This is a genomic window from Variovorax sp. V118, assembly GCF_041154445.1.
In the GTDB taxonomy this organism is placed as follows: domain Bacteria; phylum Pseudomonadota; class Gammaproteobacteria; order Burkholderiales; family Burkholderiaceae_C; genus Variovorax; species Variovorax boronicumulans.
In genome coordinates this window covers 1,825,282-1,840,441 of sequence record NZ_AP028663.1, presented here as the reverse complement: position 1 = coordinate 1,840,441, position 15,160 = coordinate 1,825,282, and the positions used below count along the sequence as shown (strand labels likewise).

Sequence of the window (15,160 nt, the reverse complement as noted above, 5' to 3'; positions counted from 1 at the left end):
CGGGCCGGTGCAGTGACGCTCAGCGGCGGCCAAGCAACAGGCCCACCAGCACGCCGACGGCCAGTGCGGCGCCGGCAACCTGCCAAGGTTCGTCGTGGGCGTAGGTGTTGGTGGCGGTGGCCGCCTGGCGCGCCTTCTTGGCGGCCAGCTTGCTCTTTTCGGAAGCCAGCTCGCGCGCGATGGCGAGCTTGGTGTCGATGCGTTGGCGCAGCGCCTTGATGTGGGGAACCGAATCCAGGTCCTTGCTGGCCAGCACGCCGCGCACGTCGCTTGCGATGTCTTCGGCTGCTGCTTCAAGATTGTTGGATGCACTCATTGGAATCTTTCCTCCGTGATGACACCGGCACCGCGCCGGCGGCTTCACGCCAGCATATGGCGTGCTGTCATGTTACAGGCTCGAAAGCCCCTCATGCGCGACAGATGTGCTCAGTTGTGCCCGAGTGCATGCATCAGGCGTCGGCGAGCAGGTCCGCCACGTGCCGTCCGATGGCCAGACAACTGGTGAGTCCGGGCGACTCGATGCCGAAGAGATGGACCAGCCCCGGCACCCCATGCGACGCCGGCCCCGCGATCATGAAGTCGGCCGCGGGCGCGTCCGGCCCCGAGATCTTCGGGCGCATGCCCGCATAGCCCGGGATCAACGCGCCGTCGGGCAACGCCGGCCAGTACCTGCGCACCTCGTCGTAGAAACGCTCGCCGCGTGCGGGATCGACCACGAGGTCGTCGGCCGCCTCGACCCACTGCACGTCGGGCCCGAACTTGGCCTGCCCGCCGAGGTCCAGCGTCAGGTGCACGCCGAGCCCGCCCGGCTCCGGCACGGGATAGATGAGTCGGCCGAAAGGCGCGCGGCCCGCGAGCGTGAAATAGCTGCCCTTGGCGAAGTACTCGCGCGGCACCACCGACGCCGGCATGCCTTCGAAGCGCCGCGCCAGTGCCGGCGCGCCCAGCCCCGCGGCATTGACCACGGTGCGGCAACGCAGCGCCGTGCCGTCGGCGGCGATCAGCACGACGGCCCCATCCACGCATTCGGCGCGTTCGATGGGCGACTTGAGCGCCAGCATGCCGCCCGCGTTCTCGAGATCGCCGAGCAGGCCCAGCATCAGCGCGTGGCTGTCGACGATGCCCGTGCTCGGCGAATGCAGCGCGGCCACGCAATGCAGTTGCGGCTCCATGGCGTTGGCTTGCTGTGCGGTGAGCAGCACCAGGTCGTCCACGCCGTTGGCCGCGGCCTTGGCGCGGATCGCGTCGAGCTGCCCCACCTGTTCGGCCGAGGTCGCCACGATGAGCTTGCCGCAGCGGCTGTGCGGCACGCCGCGTGCCTGCGCGTAGCTGTAGAGCGCGTCGCGTCCTTCCACGCACAGCGTCGCCTTCAGCGAGCCCTGCGGGTAATAGATGCCCGCGTGGATCACCTCGCTGTTGCGCGAACTCGTTCCCGTTCCGATGGCCCCTTCGGACTCCAGCACCAGCACCTCCCGGCCCGCGAGCGCCAATGCGCGCGCCACGGCCAGACCCACCACGCCGGCACCGATGACGGCGCAATCGATTTCATCCATCGCGCGAGCTTAGCGCGGCGCGACGGGCGTTCGGCCTACCTCGCGCTCGGCGGCGGCTCGGGGTCGGTGGGCTCGTCGGGCGCGTGCTCCGGCCCTTCGTCGGGCTCGACCGGCAGGTCGGGCGTGATCGGAGACGGAAGATCGGGTTGGGTGGCCATGGCTGCACTCCTTCGTTCCATCTCTTCGTTCTAGCGCGTTCTCACGCGCCTGCAAGCGGCCCGTGGCGGAAGGCGTCGTCGGTGCGCACCGACAAGGCCTTCGCCCAGGCACTCCAGCAACAGGGCCACGCACGCTGCTGTGTCCTCGCCCCTCCCACACCACACAGGGAGGATCACAGTGGACGATGCATGGCAGGGCCAGTCTAGGCATCGCCGTGCCTTCGCACATGAGCGAAGCGCCCTTTGGTGAGGGAGCCATGCGCCCTGCCCGGCGTGCATGCGAGCGTGACAAAGCGCCTGCCTGGGACCGCGTGCCCGGCGCGGCCCCCACGACCCGCTGGTCGCGTCGAAAAAACGCCGTCTGTCCGGCCTGAAAAAACCCGTGCCCGCAAAGCATTCGCGCCGCGGTCCGACGGTGAATTGCGGACGAAATGACGGGCCCGCTGCGTCGATGCCCCGACCCGGCTCAGGCCTTCCCGCCGGCGCGACGGAAATCAACCGGGATCAATGCCGGTACCCATGGCGCGACCGCCTTTCCGAAATTCGCCGGCGATTGTCGCAATGCATCCCCGCGCTCCGTGCGCTGACAGAGGGGAAAGTACCTCGCCCCCATTGCTCTCTATTTCATTAAAACAATGGACATCATTTGAATTTCAATGATCGCCAAGAATCACGAAAAAAATTGCATCACAGGCACCAAAAATCAGATGGCAAGTAACATTTTTCATTAGATTTTTTAGGCCCTTTGAGAATTTTCAAATTCACCCTCAAATTAACCAAAAGCCGAAAAACCATTCCACAAAAGAAAAATATCTACCCCATTCTGAGTGCTCAACGCTCGAATGCCGATTCCTTCCAACTGTCTCAATTCGCGAAAAGTTTCTTGTCGATCGTCAAAACTTGTCTGATTTTATAAATTTTCATCGAATTGATGCCGAAACTCAGACTCGCAGGTCTGCAGACATAGCGAAGAAGAATGGCCATTTTTTCGAATCGACGTTCCATCATGGCTTCCTACAGGGGTGACAAAACGCCCACCACAAATGGCCTTGGTACCTCAAATGTCATGGCTTAGGTAGTTCGATTCGGAAATATTTATATCCAAATGTAAACATGGAGAAAAGAGCCAAACAGAAGGCTCACCAAGTTCATAGGATCGCGACAAACCAAGAACCAAATCCAATTGGAATCAATTCGATTCCTTCAATTGAATTTCCCATTCACAGTCTGCAGCCGGGTAATTGCATGGAAACCCACATTGCTTCGTCGCCGGAGGCCGCCGTGGCCTCGCTGGCCGCGCTGGGCGATCTGTTCGTGTCGCCGCCCGCGCGCGCGGCGGCAGGCGAACGGCTTGGCGTCTCGCTGGTCCTCGAAGCCGGGTTCGCGCAGCGCTGGCAAGCGTCGCTGGGCACCACGGGGTACCTGCCCGACACGCTCTTCGTGGGTGCCTGGTTGCTGCTGCAATCGCGCTGGCTGGGCACGGCCCTGCCGGGGCCGCAAGGCATGCCGACGTCGCTGCCCGGCACCGCGAGCGCGTGGCTGACCCAGCTCGACCTCGACCGGCGGACCACGCCGCACACCGCCGACACCCTGCTGCCCCTGCGGCTCGAAGCCCGGACAGCACTCCCCGCCAGCCTGCACCTGGACGTCGACGCGAGCCTGATGGACGCGCCCTGCGCCAGCCGCCTGCTCGCAGCCATCGCCGACACCGCCGCCGATCTGCTGGTGCATCCCGGTGCAGCGCTCCACAACATCCGCGCCCTGCCCGACGTCGACCGCCGCGACCAGCTCGCCGCATGGGCCACGCCGCCCGCCGCGCCCGACCTGTCGCTCACCGTGCCCACCGTGTTCGGCCGCCGGGCCGCGGCCACGCCCGACGCGGTGGCGCTGGTGGAAGGCGACGAAACGATGACCTACGCCGAGCTCGACGCGCGCAGCGACCGGCTCGCACAGCGCCTGCAGCGCGCGGGCGTGCAGGCGGGCGACCCCGTCGGGATGGTGTTCGAGCGCTCGATGGCCGCCACCGTCGCCATGCTCGGCATCCTCAAGGCGGGCGCGGCCTACGTGCCGGTACCCACCGACTTTCCGCCCGAACGCGTCGCCACGATGTTCGACCAGGCCGGCGTGACCCGGGTCGTGACGATCGAGGCACTGGCCTCTCTCGTGCCGGCCCACTGCACCGCCGTGCGGATCGACGCGCCCGAAGACGGCGCGGCCCCCGCGCCGTGGACACCGCCGGCCATCGACGGCGAATCGCTGGCGTACCTCATGTACACCTCGGGCTCGACCGGCGTACCCAAGGGCATCGAAATCGGCCATCGCGCCATCCTGCGGCTGGTGGTCGATGTCGACTACATCGAGCTTGCACCCGGGCGCGCGATGCTGCATGCGGCGCCGCTCGCCTTCGACGCCGCGACGCTCGAAGTCTGGGGGCCGTTGCTCAACGGCGGGCGCTGCGTGATCCACGGCGAACGGGTACCCACCGGCGCCGGCCTCGCGCGCACCATCGCCCGCCACGAGGTCCACACCGCCTGGCTCACGGCCTCGCTCTTCAACGCCGTGGTCGACGGCGATCCGCAGCACCTCGCGGGCCTGGCACACCTGTTCACCGGCGGCGAGGCGCTGTCGGTACCCCATGTGCGGCGCGCGCTCGACGCACTCCCCAGGCTCACGCTCAGCAACGGCTACGGGCCGACCGAGTGCACGACCTTCGCGGCCACCCATCGCATCGAGCGCGCCGCGATCGCAGCGGGCCCGCGCTCGGTACCGCTCGGGCGCCCGATCAAGGACACCGTGCTGCGCGTGCTGAGCCCGACGCTCGAGCTGCTTCCCAGCGGACTCGTGGGCGAGCTGTGCATCGGCGGACACGGCCTGGCGCGCGGGTACCTGGGGCAACCCGAACTCACGGCCGCGCGCTTCGTGCCCGACCCCTTCGGCGCGCCGGGCGAGCGGCTCTACCGCACCGGCGACCTCGCCCGCTGGCTGCCCGACGGCACCCTCGAGTTCATCGGCCGCATCGACGGCCAGGTCAAGATCCACGGCCACCGCATCGAGACCGGCGAGGTCGAGGCGGCCATCCTCGCGCACCCCGCGGTGCAGTCCTGCGCGGTGATCGCGCGGCCCGGTCGCGACGGCCAGCTGCGCCTGGTCGCCTACCTGGTCGCGCGCACGCAGAAGCTGGCGTGGGACACGCTGCGCGCGCACCTGGCGGCCCGCCTGCCCGCGGTGATGCTTCCGTCGGCGCAGGTGTGGCTTGCGCAACTCCCCGTCACGCCCAACGGCAAGCTCGACCGCAACGCCCTGCCCGAACCAACCGCCGAGCGCCCCGAACTCGCGCAGCCTTTCGAGGCCGCGCGCGACGCGCTCGAGCAGCAGGTGTGCGACGCCTTCGCGCGCGCCCTGGGCATCGACAAGGCCGGGCGCCACGACAACTTCTTCGACCTGGGCGGCAGCTCGCTGCTGGTGCTGCAGGTGCTCGCGGACCTGCAGCGCGAGGGCGCGCCGCCGCTGTCGACCAACCTCTTCTTTCGCCACCCGACGCCGGGCGCCATCGCGGCGCAACTGCAGTCCGCTGGCGAGGCGCCGCAGGCGCCACACCCCGTGCCCGTGCGCGAGGACGCCGCCAGCGTCCCCGAGCCCATCGCTCTCATCGCCACCGCCGGTCGCTTCCCCGGCGCGGGCGATGTGGAGCAGTTCTGGGACAACCTCGTCGCCGGGCGCGACACCATCAGCTTCTTCGATGACGCCAGCCTGGACGCCGGCGTCAGCGAGTCGCTGCGCCGCGACCCGGCCTATGTGCGGGCACGCGGCGTGATCGACGGCATCGAGGGCTTCGATGCCGCCTTCTTCGGCATCGGCCCGAAGGAAGCCGCGCTCATGGACCCGCAGCACCGCGTGTTCCTCGAGATCTGCTGGGAGTGCCTGGAGCGCGCGGGCTACGTGCCCGACGAAGCGCCGGGCCCGGTGGGCGTGTACGCGGGCACGTACAACGCGACCTACTTCCAGCGCCACGTCGCCTCGCGCCCCGACCTCGTGGAGGCCGTCGGCGAGTTCCAGGTGATGCTGGCCAACGAGAAGGACTACATCACCACCCGCGTGGCCAACCGGCTCAACCTGCGCGGGCCGGCGGTGAGCGTCAACACCGCGTGCTCGACCTCGCTGGTCGCGGTCGCCCAGGCCTTCCATGCGCTGCGCACGGGCCAGTGCTACATGGCGCTGGCGGGCGGCGCCTCGGTCACCTGCCCACCGCGCAGCGGCTACCTCTACAACGAGGGCTCGATGCTCTCGCCCGACGGCCACACGCGCAGCTTCGACGCGCAGGCCAAGGGCACCGTGTTCAGCGACGGCGCCGCCGTGGTGCTGCTCAAGCGGCTGTCCGACGCGCAGGCCGACGGCGACACCGTCTATGCCGTGCTGCGCAGCGCCTGCGTCAACAACGACGGCGGCGCCAAGGCCAGCTTCACCGCGCCCAGCGTGGACGGCCAGGCGGCCGTGATCCGCGCCGCGCTGGCCGCGGCGGACGTGGACGCGCGCAGCATCTCCTACGTGGAAGCGCACGGCACGGCCACGCCGATGGGCGATCCGGTCGAGGTCGAGGCGCTGGCCGTCGCGTACGCCGAGCACACTGACGCGCGGGGCTACTGCACGCTGGGCTCGCTCAAGAGCAACGTGGGCCACATGGTCACGGCCGCGGGCGCCGCCGGCCTCATCAAGACGGCGCTGTCGCTGCACCACGAGCTGATTCCGCCCACCGCGCACTTCACGGCGCCGAACCCGGCGATCGACTTTGCGCGCACGCCGTTCCACGTCAGCAACCAGCTGCAGCCGTGGCCGCGGGCCGACCTGCCGCGCCGCGCGGGGGTCAGCTCGTTCGGTGTCGGGGGCACCAACGCGCACGTCGTGCTCGAGGAGGCGCCGGCGCGGCAGGCGCGCACCACGCAACCGGGTGTCCATGTGCTGGCGCTGTCGGCCCGCTCGGAGGCCGCGCTGGCGGTCGCGACGCAACAGCTGGCGACGCACCTGGAGGAACAGCCCGAACTCTGCCTGGGCGACGCGGCATTCACCCTGTGCGTCGGCCGCAAGGCCCATGCCTTCCGCCGCGCCGTGGTGGCCGGCGATGCGGCGCAGGCCATCGAGGCCTTGCGCTCGGAGAACACGGCATGGCGCGTGAGCGACCGGATCGCCGAGCGCGCGCCGCAGCCCGTGCTGATGTTCCCGGGCCAGGGCGCGCAGTACCCGGGCATGGGCCGCGCGCTGCATGCGGGCGACCCGGTGTTCGCGGCCGCGTTCGACAACTGCCTGCGCGCCTTCGAGGGTGCACTGGACTTCGATCTGCGCGAGCGCCTGTTCGCAGACGACCCGCAGGCGCTCGCGCCGACAGCCGTCACGCAGCCCGCGCTCTTCACGCTCGAGTACGCGCTCGCGCGGCGGCTGCTGTCACTGGGCCTGCGCCCGCACGCGCTGATCGGCCACAGCGTCGGCGAATTCGTCGCGGCCGTGATCGCCGGCGTGATGCGCCTGGAAGACGCGGCGCGGCTCATTGCCCGCCGCGGCGCGCTCATGCAGGCGCAGCCCGCCGGGACGATGCTGTCGGTGCGGCTCGGCGCAGACGCGCTGGCCTCGCGGCTCGCGTCCTCGCCCCAGGTCTCGCTCGCCGCGGAGAACGCACCCGGCGCCTGCGTGGCTGCCGGCCCCACCGAGGCCATCGCCGAACTCCAGGCCGCGCTCGAAGCCGAGGGCGTCGCCTGCCGGCTGTTGCAGACCTCGCACGCCTTTCACTCCGCCATGATGGACGCCGCGGTGGCGCCCTTCGAGGCGCTCGTGAGCCAGGTGGCGCTGCACGCGCCGCAGATCCCCCTCTACTCCACGTTCACCGGTCGCCTGCTCGAAGACGCGCAGGCCACGAGCCCGGCCTACTGGGCGCAGCACCTGCGCGGCACCGTGCGCTTCTCACCCGCGTTGCAGAGCGCGGCGGACGACGCCACCCATCCGGTGTTCGTGGAAGTCGGCCCCCGCAACACGCTGGCCGCGCTGGTGCGACAGCACCGCCTGCCAGGCCTGGCCCCGGCGTCGAAGGCCGGCGCGGTGGCGGTGTCGCTGCTGCACGGCGAGCCGGCCGACGAGACCCGGACCCTGCGCCTGGCCGCCGCGCGCCTGTGGACCTGCGGCGCCGAAGTCGACCTCGCCCTGCTGGCACCGCGCGCCGGCGCCCGGCGCGTGTGCCTGCCCACCTACCCGTTCGAACGCAAGCGCCTGTGGGTCGACATCGCGCCCGCCGCGCCGGTGTCGCCCGCCCTTGCGCCCGTCCTGCCTGTTTCATTGGAGCCGATCGTGACCGCTGCAGCGCCCTCGCCTGACCTTCCTCTGCCTTCTTCCCCGCCGTCCGAGGCGTCGCGCGCGGCGTCGGTCGACGCCCGATTGCGGGCCCTGTTCGAAGACATCTCGGGCATCGACATGGCGCAGGCCGAGGGCCAGGCCCCGTTCGGCGAGATCGGGATGGACTCGCTCACGCTGACCCAGGCCGCCACGCAGATCAAGAAGCGCTTCAAGGTCGAACTGAGCTTCCGTCAGCTGATGGAGAACTACCGCAGCTTCGACGCGCTGGCCGCGTACCTGCTGCAGAGCCTGCCGCCCGAGGCCGAACCGGTGGCTGTGCCCGCCATGCCGGCCATGCCTGCGGCCTCCGCCGTGCAGGTGTCGATGCCAACGCCACCGCAAGGGCTTGCGCAGCCCACCGGCCTGCTGAACCAGGTGATCGCGCAACAGATGGAGCTGATGCGCCAGCAGCTTGCACTCCTGTCCGGCGCCGCCGCGCCGGTGGCGGCAGCGATGCCCGTGGCGGCCGAGGCCGTGCCCGCCGCGCAGCCACAGCCGCCCGCCGAAGCGCCGCTTCGCTACGACGTCAACAAGGCCTTCGGCGCCATCGCCCGCATCCACACCCAGCGCACCGCCGAACCCAGCGCGCGGCAGAAGGCGCGGCTGGCGACGTTCGTGCGGCGCTATGTCGAGCGCACGCCAAAGAGCAAGCGCTTCACCGAAGACAACCGCGCCCACATGGCCGATCCGCGCGTGGTCAACGGCTTCCGTCCGCTGACCAAGGAGATCACCTACCAGATCGTGATCGAGCGCTCCAAAGGTTCCAGGCTGTGGGACCTCGACGGCAACGAGTACGTCGACGCACTCAACGGCTTCGGGCTGAACCTGTTCGGCTGGCAACCCGACTTCGTGCAGGACGCCGTGCGGGCCCAGCTCGACGCGGGCTACGAGATCGGGCCGCAGCATCCGCTCGCGGCCGACGTGACGCGCCTCATCTGCGAACTCACGGGCAGCGAGCGCGCCGGCCTGTGCAACACCGGCTCCGAGGCCGTGATGGCGGCGCTGCGCATCGCGCGCACCGTCACCGGCCGCAGCACGGTGGTGGTCTTCACGGGCTCCTACCACGGCACCTTCGACGAAGTGCTGGTGCGCGCCGGCAAGGGCGGCAAGGGCCTGTCGGCCGCGCCGGGTGTGATGAGCGGCATGTTCGGCGACATCCGCGTGCTCGACTACGGCACGCCCGAGGCGCTGGCCTTCATCCGCGACAACGCCGCAGACCTGGCGGCCGTGCTGGTCGAGCCGGTGCAAAGCCGCCGCCCCGACTTCCAGCCGCGCGAGTTCCTGCACGACGTGCGCGACGTCACCGCGAAGAATGGCTGCTGCCTCATCTTCGACGAGGTCATCACCGGCTTTCGCAGCGCGCTGGGCGGTGCGCAAGAGCTGTTCGGCGTGCGCGCCGACCTCGCCACCTACGGCAAGGTGATCGGCGGCGGCTTTCCGGTCGGCGTGATCGCCGGCAAGCGCGAGTTCATGGACGCGCTCGACGGCGGCGCCTGGCAGTACGGCGACGACTCGATCCCGGGCGTGGGCGTGACCTACTTCGCCGGCACCTTCGTGCGCCATCCGCTGGCGCTCGCCGCGGCCAAGGCCTCGCTCACGCACCTGAAGGAGGCCGGGCCCGCGCTGCAGGCCGGGCTCACCGCCAGCACGACCGCCATGGCCACGGAGCTCTCGGGCTGGTGCCAGGAGGTCGGCGCACCGATCGAGATCCGTCATTTCGCGTCGCTGTGGCGCGTGAGCTGGCTCGAAGACCAGCCGCTGCAGGACCTGCTGTTCGCCATGATGCGCAGCCGCGGCGTGCACATCCTGGACAACTTCCCGTGCTTCCTCACAAGCGCGCACAGCGCCGAGGACATCGCCTTCCTGCAGCGCGCCTTCAAGGAATCGGTCGCCGAGATGCAGGAATCCGGCTTCCTTCCGCGCCGCGCTCCCGCCCCCACCCGCTTCGACGCGCGCAAGCCCGTCGAGGACGGCAGCGTGCTGGCCCGCGACAGCGACGGCCAGCCGTACTGGTACGTACCCGAAGACGCCGCCTTGCACGAGCGCCTCATCAACGGAAAGGCCGCAGCATGAACGCCGCACTCAAGCCCACCGCGAGCGGTGGCCTCGTCGAATGCATCATCGCGACCACCGAGTCGCAGCGCGAAATCTGGCTCGGCGCCACGCTGAGCCCCGAGGCCTCGATGGCCTACAACGAGTCGGTCGTGCTGCGCCTGCGCGGCGCGCTGGACGGCGACGCCTTGGCGCGCGCCACCGACCGGCTGCTCGAACGCCACCAGGCGCTGCGCGCCACGATCTCGCCGGACGGCACCTTCATGCTGGTCAGCCCCCCGGCCGGGAGCCACCTGGTCCGCCAGGACCTGGGCGGGCTCGCGCCCGAAGCCCTCGCCCAGGCGCTGCACGCGGCCCACGACGAGGCGGTGTGCACGCCGTTCTCGCTCGAGCACGGGCCGCTGTTCCGGGCGGTGCTGTACCGCCTGGGCGATGACGAGCACGAGCTCGTGATGTCGGCGCACCACGTGGTCTGCGACGGCTGGTCGTGGGCGGTCATCACCGAGCAGCTGGGCCATCTCTATGCCGAGGAAACCGGCATCGGGCTGAAGCTCAAGGCCGCGCCGCTCTTCGCGGACTTCGCCGCCGAGGAAGCCGTCGCGGCCGCGAGCCCCGACATGCAGGCGCACATCGACTACTGGCTGGAGCGCTTTGCCGGCAACACGCAGCCCGTGCTCGACCTGCCGCTGGACCGCCCCCGCCCGGCCGCGCGCACCTTCAACTCGCGCCGCGCCGAGCGCCTGCTCGACCGGCGCGTGGTCGGCGCCGTGCGCATCGCGAGCACCAAGGCCGGCGTCAGCCTGTTCACAGGCCTGCTCAGCGGCTTCGTGGCGACGCTGCACCGCCTCACGGGCCAGGAAGACATCGTCGTCGGCATTCCGACCTCGGGCCAGCTCGCGCACGACGTGCCCGGCCTGGTCGGCCATTGCGTGAACCTGCTGCCGCTGCGCATCGCCGCGCACCCGGCCATGCGCTTCGACGCGCTGATGGACGAATGCAGCACCGCCGTGCTCGACGCCTTCGATCACCAGGCCCTGACCTATGGCGCGCTGCTGGGCCAGCTGTCGCTCGAGCGCGACCCGAGCCGGCTGCCGCTGGTGAGCGTGACCTTCAATGTCGACCCCGACGTGGCGAGCAGCGCGCAGGCCTTCACCACCCTCGACGTGGTGCAGGACACCATCGCCCGGCGCTACGAGAACTTCGAACTCTTCGTGAACCTGCGCCCGCACGCCGGCAGCCTGCAGGTCGAGGCGCAATACAACACCGACCTGTTCGACGACGTGAGCGTGCAGCGCTGGCTCGACATGTTCGAGTGCGTGCTGCAGTCGGCCGCGCACAAGCCCGACGACACCATCGGCGGGCTCGACGTGCTGTCCGCCGGCGCCGCGCGTGCGCTGCTGGCGCTGCAGCCCGCACGCGTGCCGCTGCGCGGCGCGCCGCTGGCGCACGCCGGCTTCGTGGCGCGCGTGCCGCAGCAGCCGCACCGCCCGGCGGTGCGCGACGGCGCGCGCAGCTGCAGCTACGGCGAGCTCGATGCGCTGTCCAACCGCCTGGCGCGTGCGCTGCGCGCGCGCGGCGTGGGCCGCGGCCGGCGCGTGGGCCTGTGCCTGGAACGCAGCCTGGAGATGGTCGTCGCCATGCTGGGCATCCTCAAGGCGGGGGCGTCCTACGTGCCGATGGACACCTCATTTCCGCAGGCGCGGCTGGACCACTACGCCAGCGACGCCACCCTCAGCCTGATGCTGACCTCGTCCGACATCGCGGTGGCGCCGCGCGACTGGCGCGCCGACGCCGACCAGCGCGTCTTCGAGATCGATCGCGACACCGCCTGGCGCCAGCTCTCGGGTGACGCGCTGCCGCCGAGCAGCGACGACCCCGGATCCGAAGACGCCGCGTATGTGATCTACACCTCCGGCTCGACCGGCCTGCCCAAGGGCGTCATTGCGCACCACCGGGGCGTGGCGCACCTGCTGCAGTGGATGCAGCGCGAATCGGGCATCGGCCCGTCCGACCGCATCGCCGCCGTCACCACGCTGTCGTTCGACATGGCCGTGCCCGACCTGCTGCTGCCGCTGGCGGCCGGCGCCGAGCTGGTGATGGTGCAGCGCGAGGTCGCGATGGACGGCAACCGCCTGTCGCGGGCGCTCGACGACGAACAGATCACGCTGCTGCAGGCCACGCCCGGCATGTGGCAGCTGCTGCTCGATGCCCAGTGGGCCGGCGGCACGCCCGGCTTTCGCGGCTGGACCGGCGGCGAGGCGCTGCGCCCGAGCATGGCGCTGGCACTGTGCGAGCGCATGGAAGGCCTGTGGAACGGCTACGGCCCGACCGAGACGACGGTGTACTCCACGGCCTGGCATGTGCGTCCCGAAGAGATCGCCTCGCGCGGCATCTCGATCGGCAGGCCCGTCGACAACACCGAGATCTGGATCCTCGACGCCGACCTGCAGCCCTGCCCGATCGGCGTGCCTGGCGAAATCTGCATCGCGGGCGAAGGCGTCTCGCTGGGCTACCTCGACCGCCCCGCGCTGACCGCCGAGCGCTTCGTCACGGTGCGCATCTTCGGCGCTACGAAGAAGGTCTACCGCTCCGGCGACCGCGGCCGCTGGCGCAACGACGGGCTGCTCGACCACCTCGGCCGGCTCGACTTCCAGGTCAAGGTGCGCGGCTACCGCATCGAGCCCGGCGAGATCGAGGTGCGCTGCTGCGAAGTGGCCGGCGTCTCGCGCAGCGTGGTCGTGGCCCGCGAGGACAACCCCGGCGACGTGCGCCTGGTGGCCTACCTGGCGCTGCTGCCCGGCGGCGGCTTCGACCTCGATGCGCTGATGGTGCACCTGCGCAAGCACCTGCCGGCCTTCATGCTGCCGCAGCACGTGGTGACGCTCGACGCCCTGCCCACGCTGGCCAACGGCAAGGTCGACCGCGTCTCGCTGCCGCCGCCGCAGGCGGTGGCACGCAACGAGGTGCGCCGCGGCGCCGGTCCGCGCAACGCGCACGAGCGCAAGGTGCTCGCGGTCATGGAGAAGGTGCTGAGCCTGCCGGGCCTGGACATGCACGACAACTTCTTCACCATGGGCGGCCACTCGCTGCTGGCCGCGCGGCTCACCACGCTGCTGAGCCGCGAGTTCCAGGTCACGCTGCCGCTGCGCGCGCTGTTCGAGGCGCCCACGGCCGAGAAGCTGACCGCGGTCATCGAGGCGCTGCAGGGCGCGGGCGTCGGCCTGCAGGCGCCGATTGCCTGCCACCCCGATCGCCGCAGCGCGCCGCTCACGCCCTCGCAGGAACGCATCCGCTTCATGGAGCAGCTGTACACGGGCCGTTCGGTCTACAACGCGCCCTCGGCCCAGCGGCTCACCGGCAAGCTCGACGCCGCGCGCTTCGAAGGCGCGCTGCGCGAAATGATCCGCCGCCAGCCGTCGCTGCGCACGCGCATCGGCTTCGACGAGGACACGGGACGTCCGATTCAATCGATCGCGGCGTCGGTGGAGTTCGCCCTGCCGCTGGTCGACCTGCGCGGACTGCCCGCAGACCAGCGCGAGGCCGAGCTGGCCGAGCAGATGCAGGAGCTGGCCGACCGGCCGCTCGACATCCACAGCGCGCCGATGATGCGCGCGACCCTGTTCCAGCTCGACGACAACGAGCACGTCTTCCTGTTCGTGCCGCATCACCTGATCTGGGACGGCTGGTCCTTCGACCTGATGCAGCGCGAGCTGGGCGCGTTCTACGACGCCGCCGAACGTGGCCGTCCGCACAACCTGCCCGCGCTCGCCACCACCCACGGCGACTATGCTGAGTGGCTCGAGACCTGGCTGACCGAGCCTGCCTGCGAGGAACAGCTCGCGTTCTGGCGCGGCCGGCTCGCCAGCGCCAGCGCCAGGGCCGTGCGCCCGCCTCGCACCGACATGCCGCGCCGCGCAGGCAAGAGCGGCCAGGGCGGTGCGCACTGGATCCACATCGACCTGCAGAGCACGCAGCGGCTGCGCGAGGTGGCGCGCGACATGGACGTGACGCTCAGCATGCTGACCTTCGGCATCTACGCGCTGACCATGGCCCAGGCGACCGGCAACGACGCCATCGTCATCGCGAACCCGGTGCGCGGGCGCCAGCAGGCCGAGACGGAAGACGTCATGGGCTTCTTCAACAACGTGCTGCCGGTCTCGCTCGCGGTCGACATGGCGCTGCCGCTGCCCGACTTCATGCGCTACGTGAAGCAGGAGCTGCTGTCGATGATGAACCACCAGCAGGTGCCTTTCGAGCGCCTGATGGCCGAGCCCGGCTATGCGGGGCAGATCAAGGCCTCGGGGCCCTACCAGGCGATGTTCTCGTTCCAGGACGCCCGCGAACGCGCACGCACCGTCGGCAGCCTGCAGACCCGCCAGGTGCACGTGATGCAGCACGGCGCCACCGACGACGTCGGCGTGTGGCTGATGGACAAGCCGCACGGCCTGGAAGGCGCGCTGCTCTACAACGCCGACGTGTACCTGCGCGAGACCGGCGCCCAGTTGCGCGAGCGCTATCTCGAGGTGCTGGGCCGCGTCGCCGACCACCCGAACGCCACGCTCGCCGAGATCGCCAGCACCGAAGGCTCGGCCAGCGCGCGCTATCTGCGCAAGCTGGCGGCCGACGACGCGGACAAGGGCGCGCCGGCCGAGCCCCTCAACGGCGACGAGCGCGAGGCGAAGCGGAGCCTGCTCAGCCCCGAGCACGCCCAGCTGGCCCAGATCTGGGCCGACGTGATCGGCATCGACGTCGACGAAATCCGCGCCAGCGACAACTTCTTCGACCTCGGCGGCGACTCGCTGCTGGTGCTGCGCGCCGTGCAGCAGGCGGCGCAGACGCTGGGGCACCGCGTGGAGCCGCGCCGCTACCTGTTCGAGAACCTCGGGCAGATCGCGTCTTCGGCACACGGCACGCCGCACGGCGTGCCTTCGGACCTCGCCGACCTGGCCGCCGGCACGGCCGCGCATGCACAGCGCGGCGGGCTGCTCGGCGCACTCGGCAGCTGGCTGCGCAAGGGGTGAC

Annotated in this window: 5 protein-coding genes; 2 read left to right on the top strand and 3 right to left on the bottom strand. The window is 70.4% G+C overall.

Translation table 11 applies throughout. The features are described from left to right. Positions 1-19: 19 nt before the first annotated feature. The 3 genes from ACAM52_RS08255 to ACAM52_RS08245 form a co-directional block, all read right to left on the bottom strand. Positions 20-316 (bottom strand): DUF883 family protein, encoded by a 297-nt coding sequence (locus tag ACAM52_RS08255; protein WP_056580064.1) that lies wholly within the window; start codon positions 314-316, stop codon positions 20-22. A 133-nt stretch (positions 317-449) separates the two neighbouring features. After that, positions 450-1,553 (bottom strand): NAD(P)/FAD-dependent oxidoreductase, encoded by a 1,104-nt coding sequence (locus ACAM52_RS08250; protein WP_369646690.1) that lies wholly within the window; start codon positions 1,551-1,553, stop codon positions 450-452. Between the two features lie 35 nt (positions 1,554-1,588). Beyond that, positions 1,589-1,711: a hypothetical protein gene (locus tag ACAM52_RS08245; RefSeq protein WP_062479916.1), complete on the bottom strand. Its 123-nt coding sequence runs from the start codon at positions 1,709-1,711 to the stop codon at positions 1,589-1,591. Between the two features lie 1,245 nt (positions 1,712-2,956). Between ACAM52_RS08245 and ACAM52_RS08240 the strand changes: the two genes are divergently transcribed. Beyond that, a complete protein-coding gene (locus ACAM52_RS08240) occupies positions 2,957-10,159 on the top strand; it encodes an amino acid adenylation domain-containing protein (protein WP_369646689.1) in 7,203 nt (2,400 codons plus the stop codon). After that, positions 10,156-15,159 carry an amino acid adenylation domain-containing protein gene (locus ACAM52_RS08235; protein WP_369646688.1) on the top strand — a complete coding sequence of 1,668 codons (5,004 nt, stop codon included), beginning with the start codon at positions 10,156-10,158 and terminating at the stop codon, positions 15,157-15,159. The genes ACAM52_RS08240 and ACAM52_RS08235 overlap by 4 nt, the downstream gene beginning before the upstream one ends. The last annotated feature ends 1 nt before the right edge of the window (position 15,160 follow it).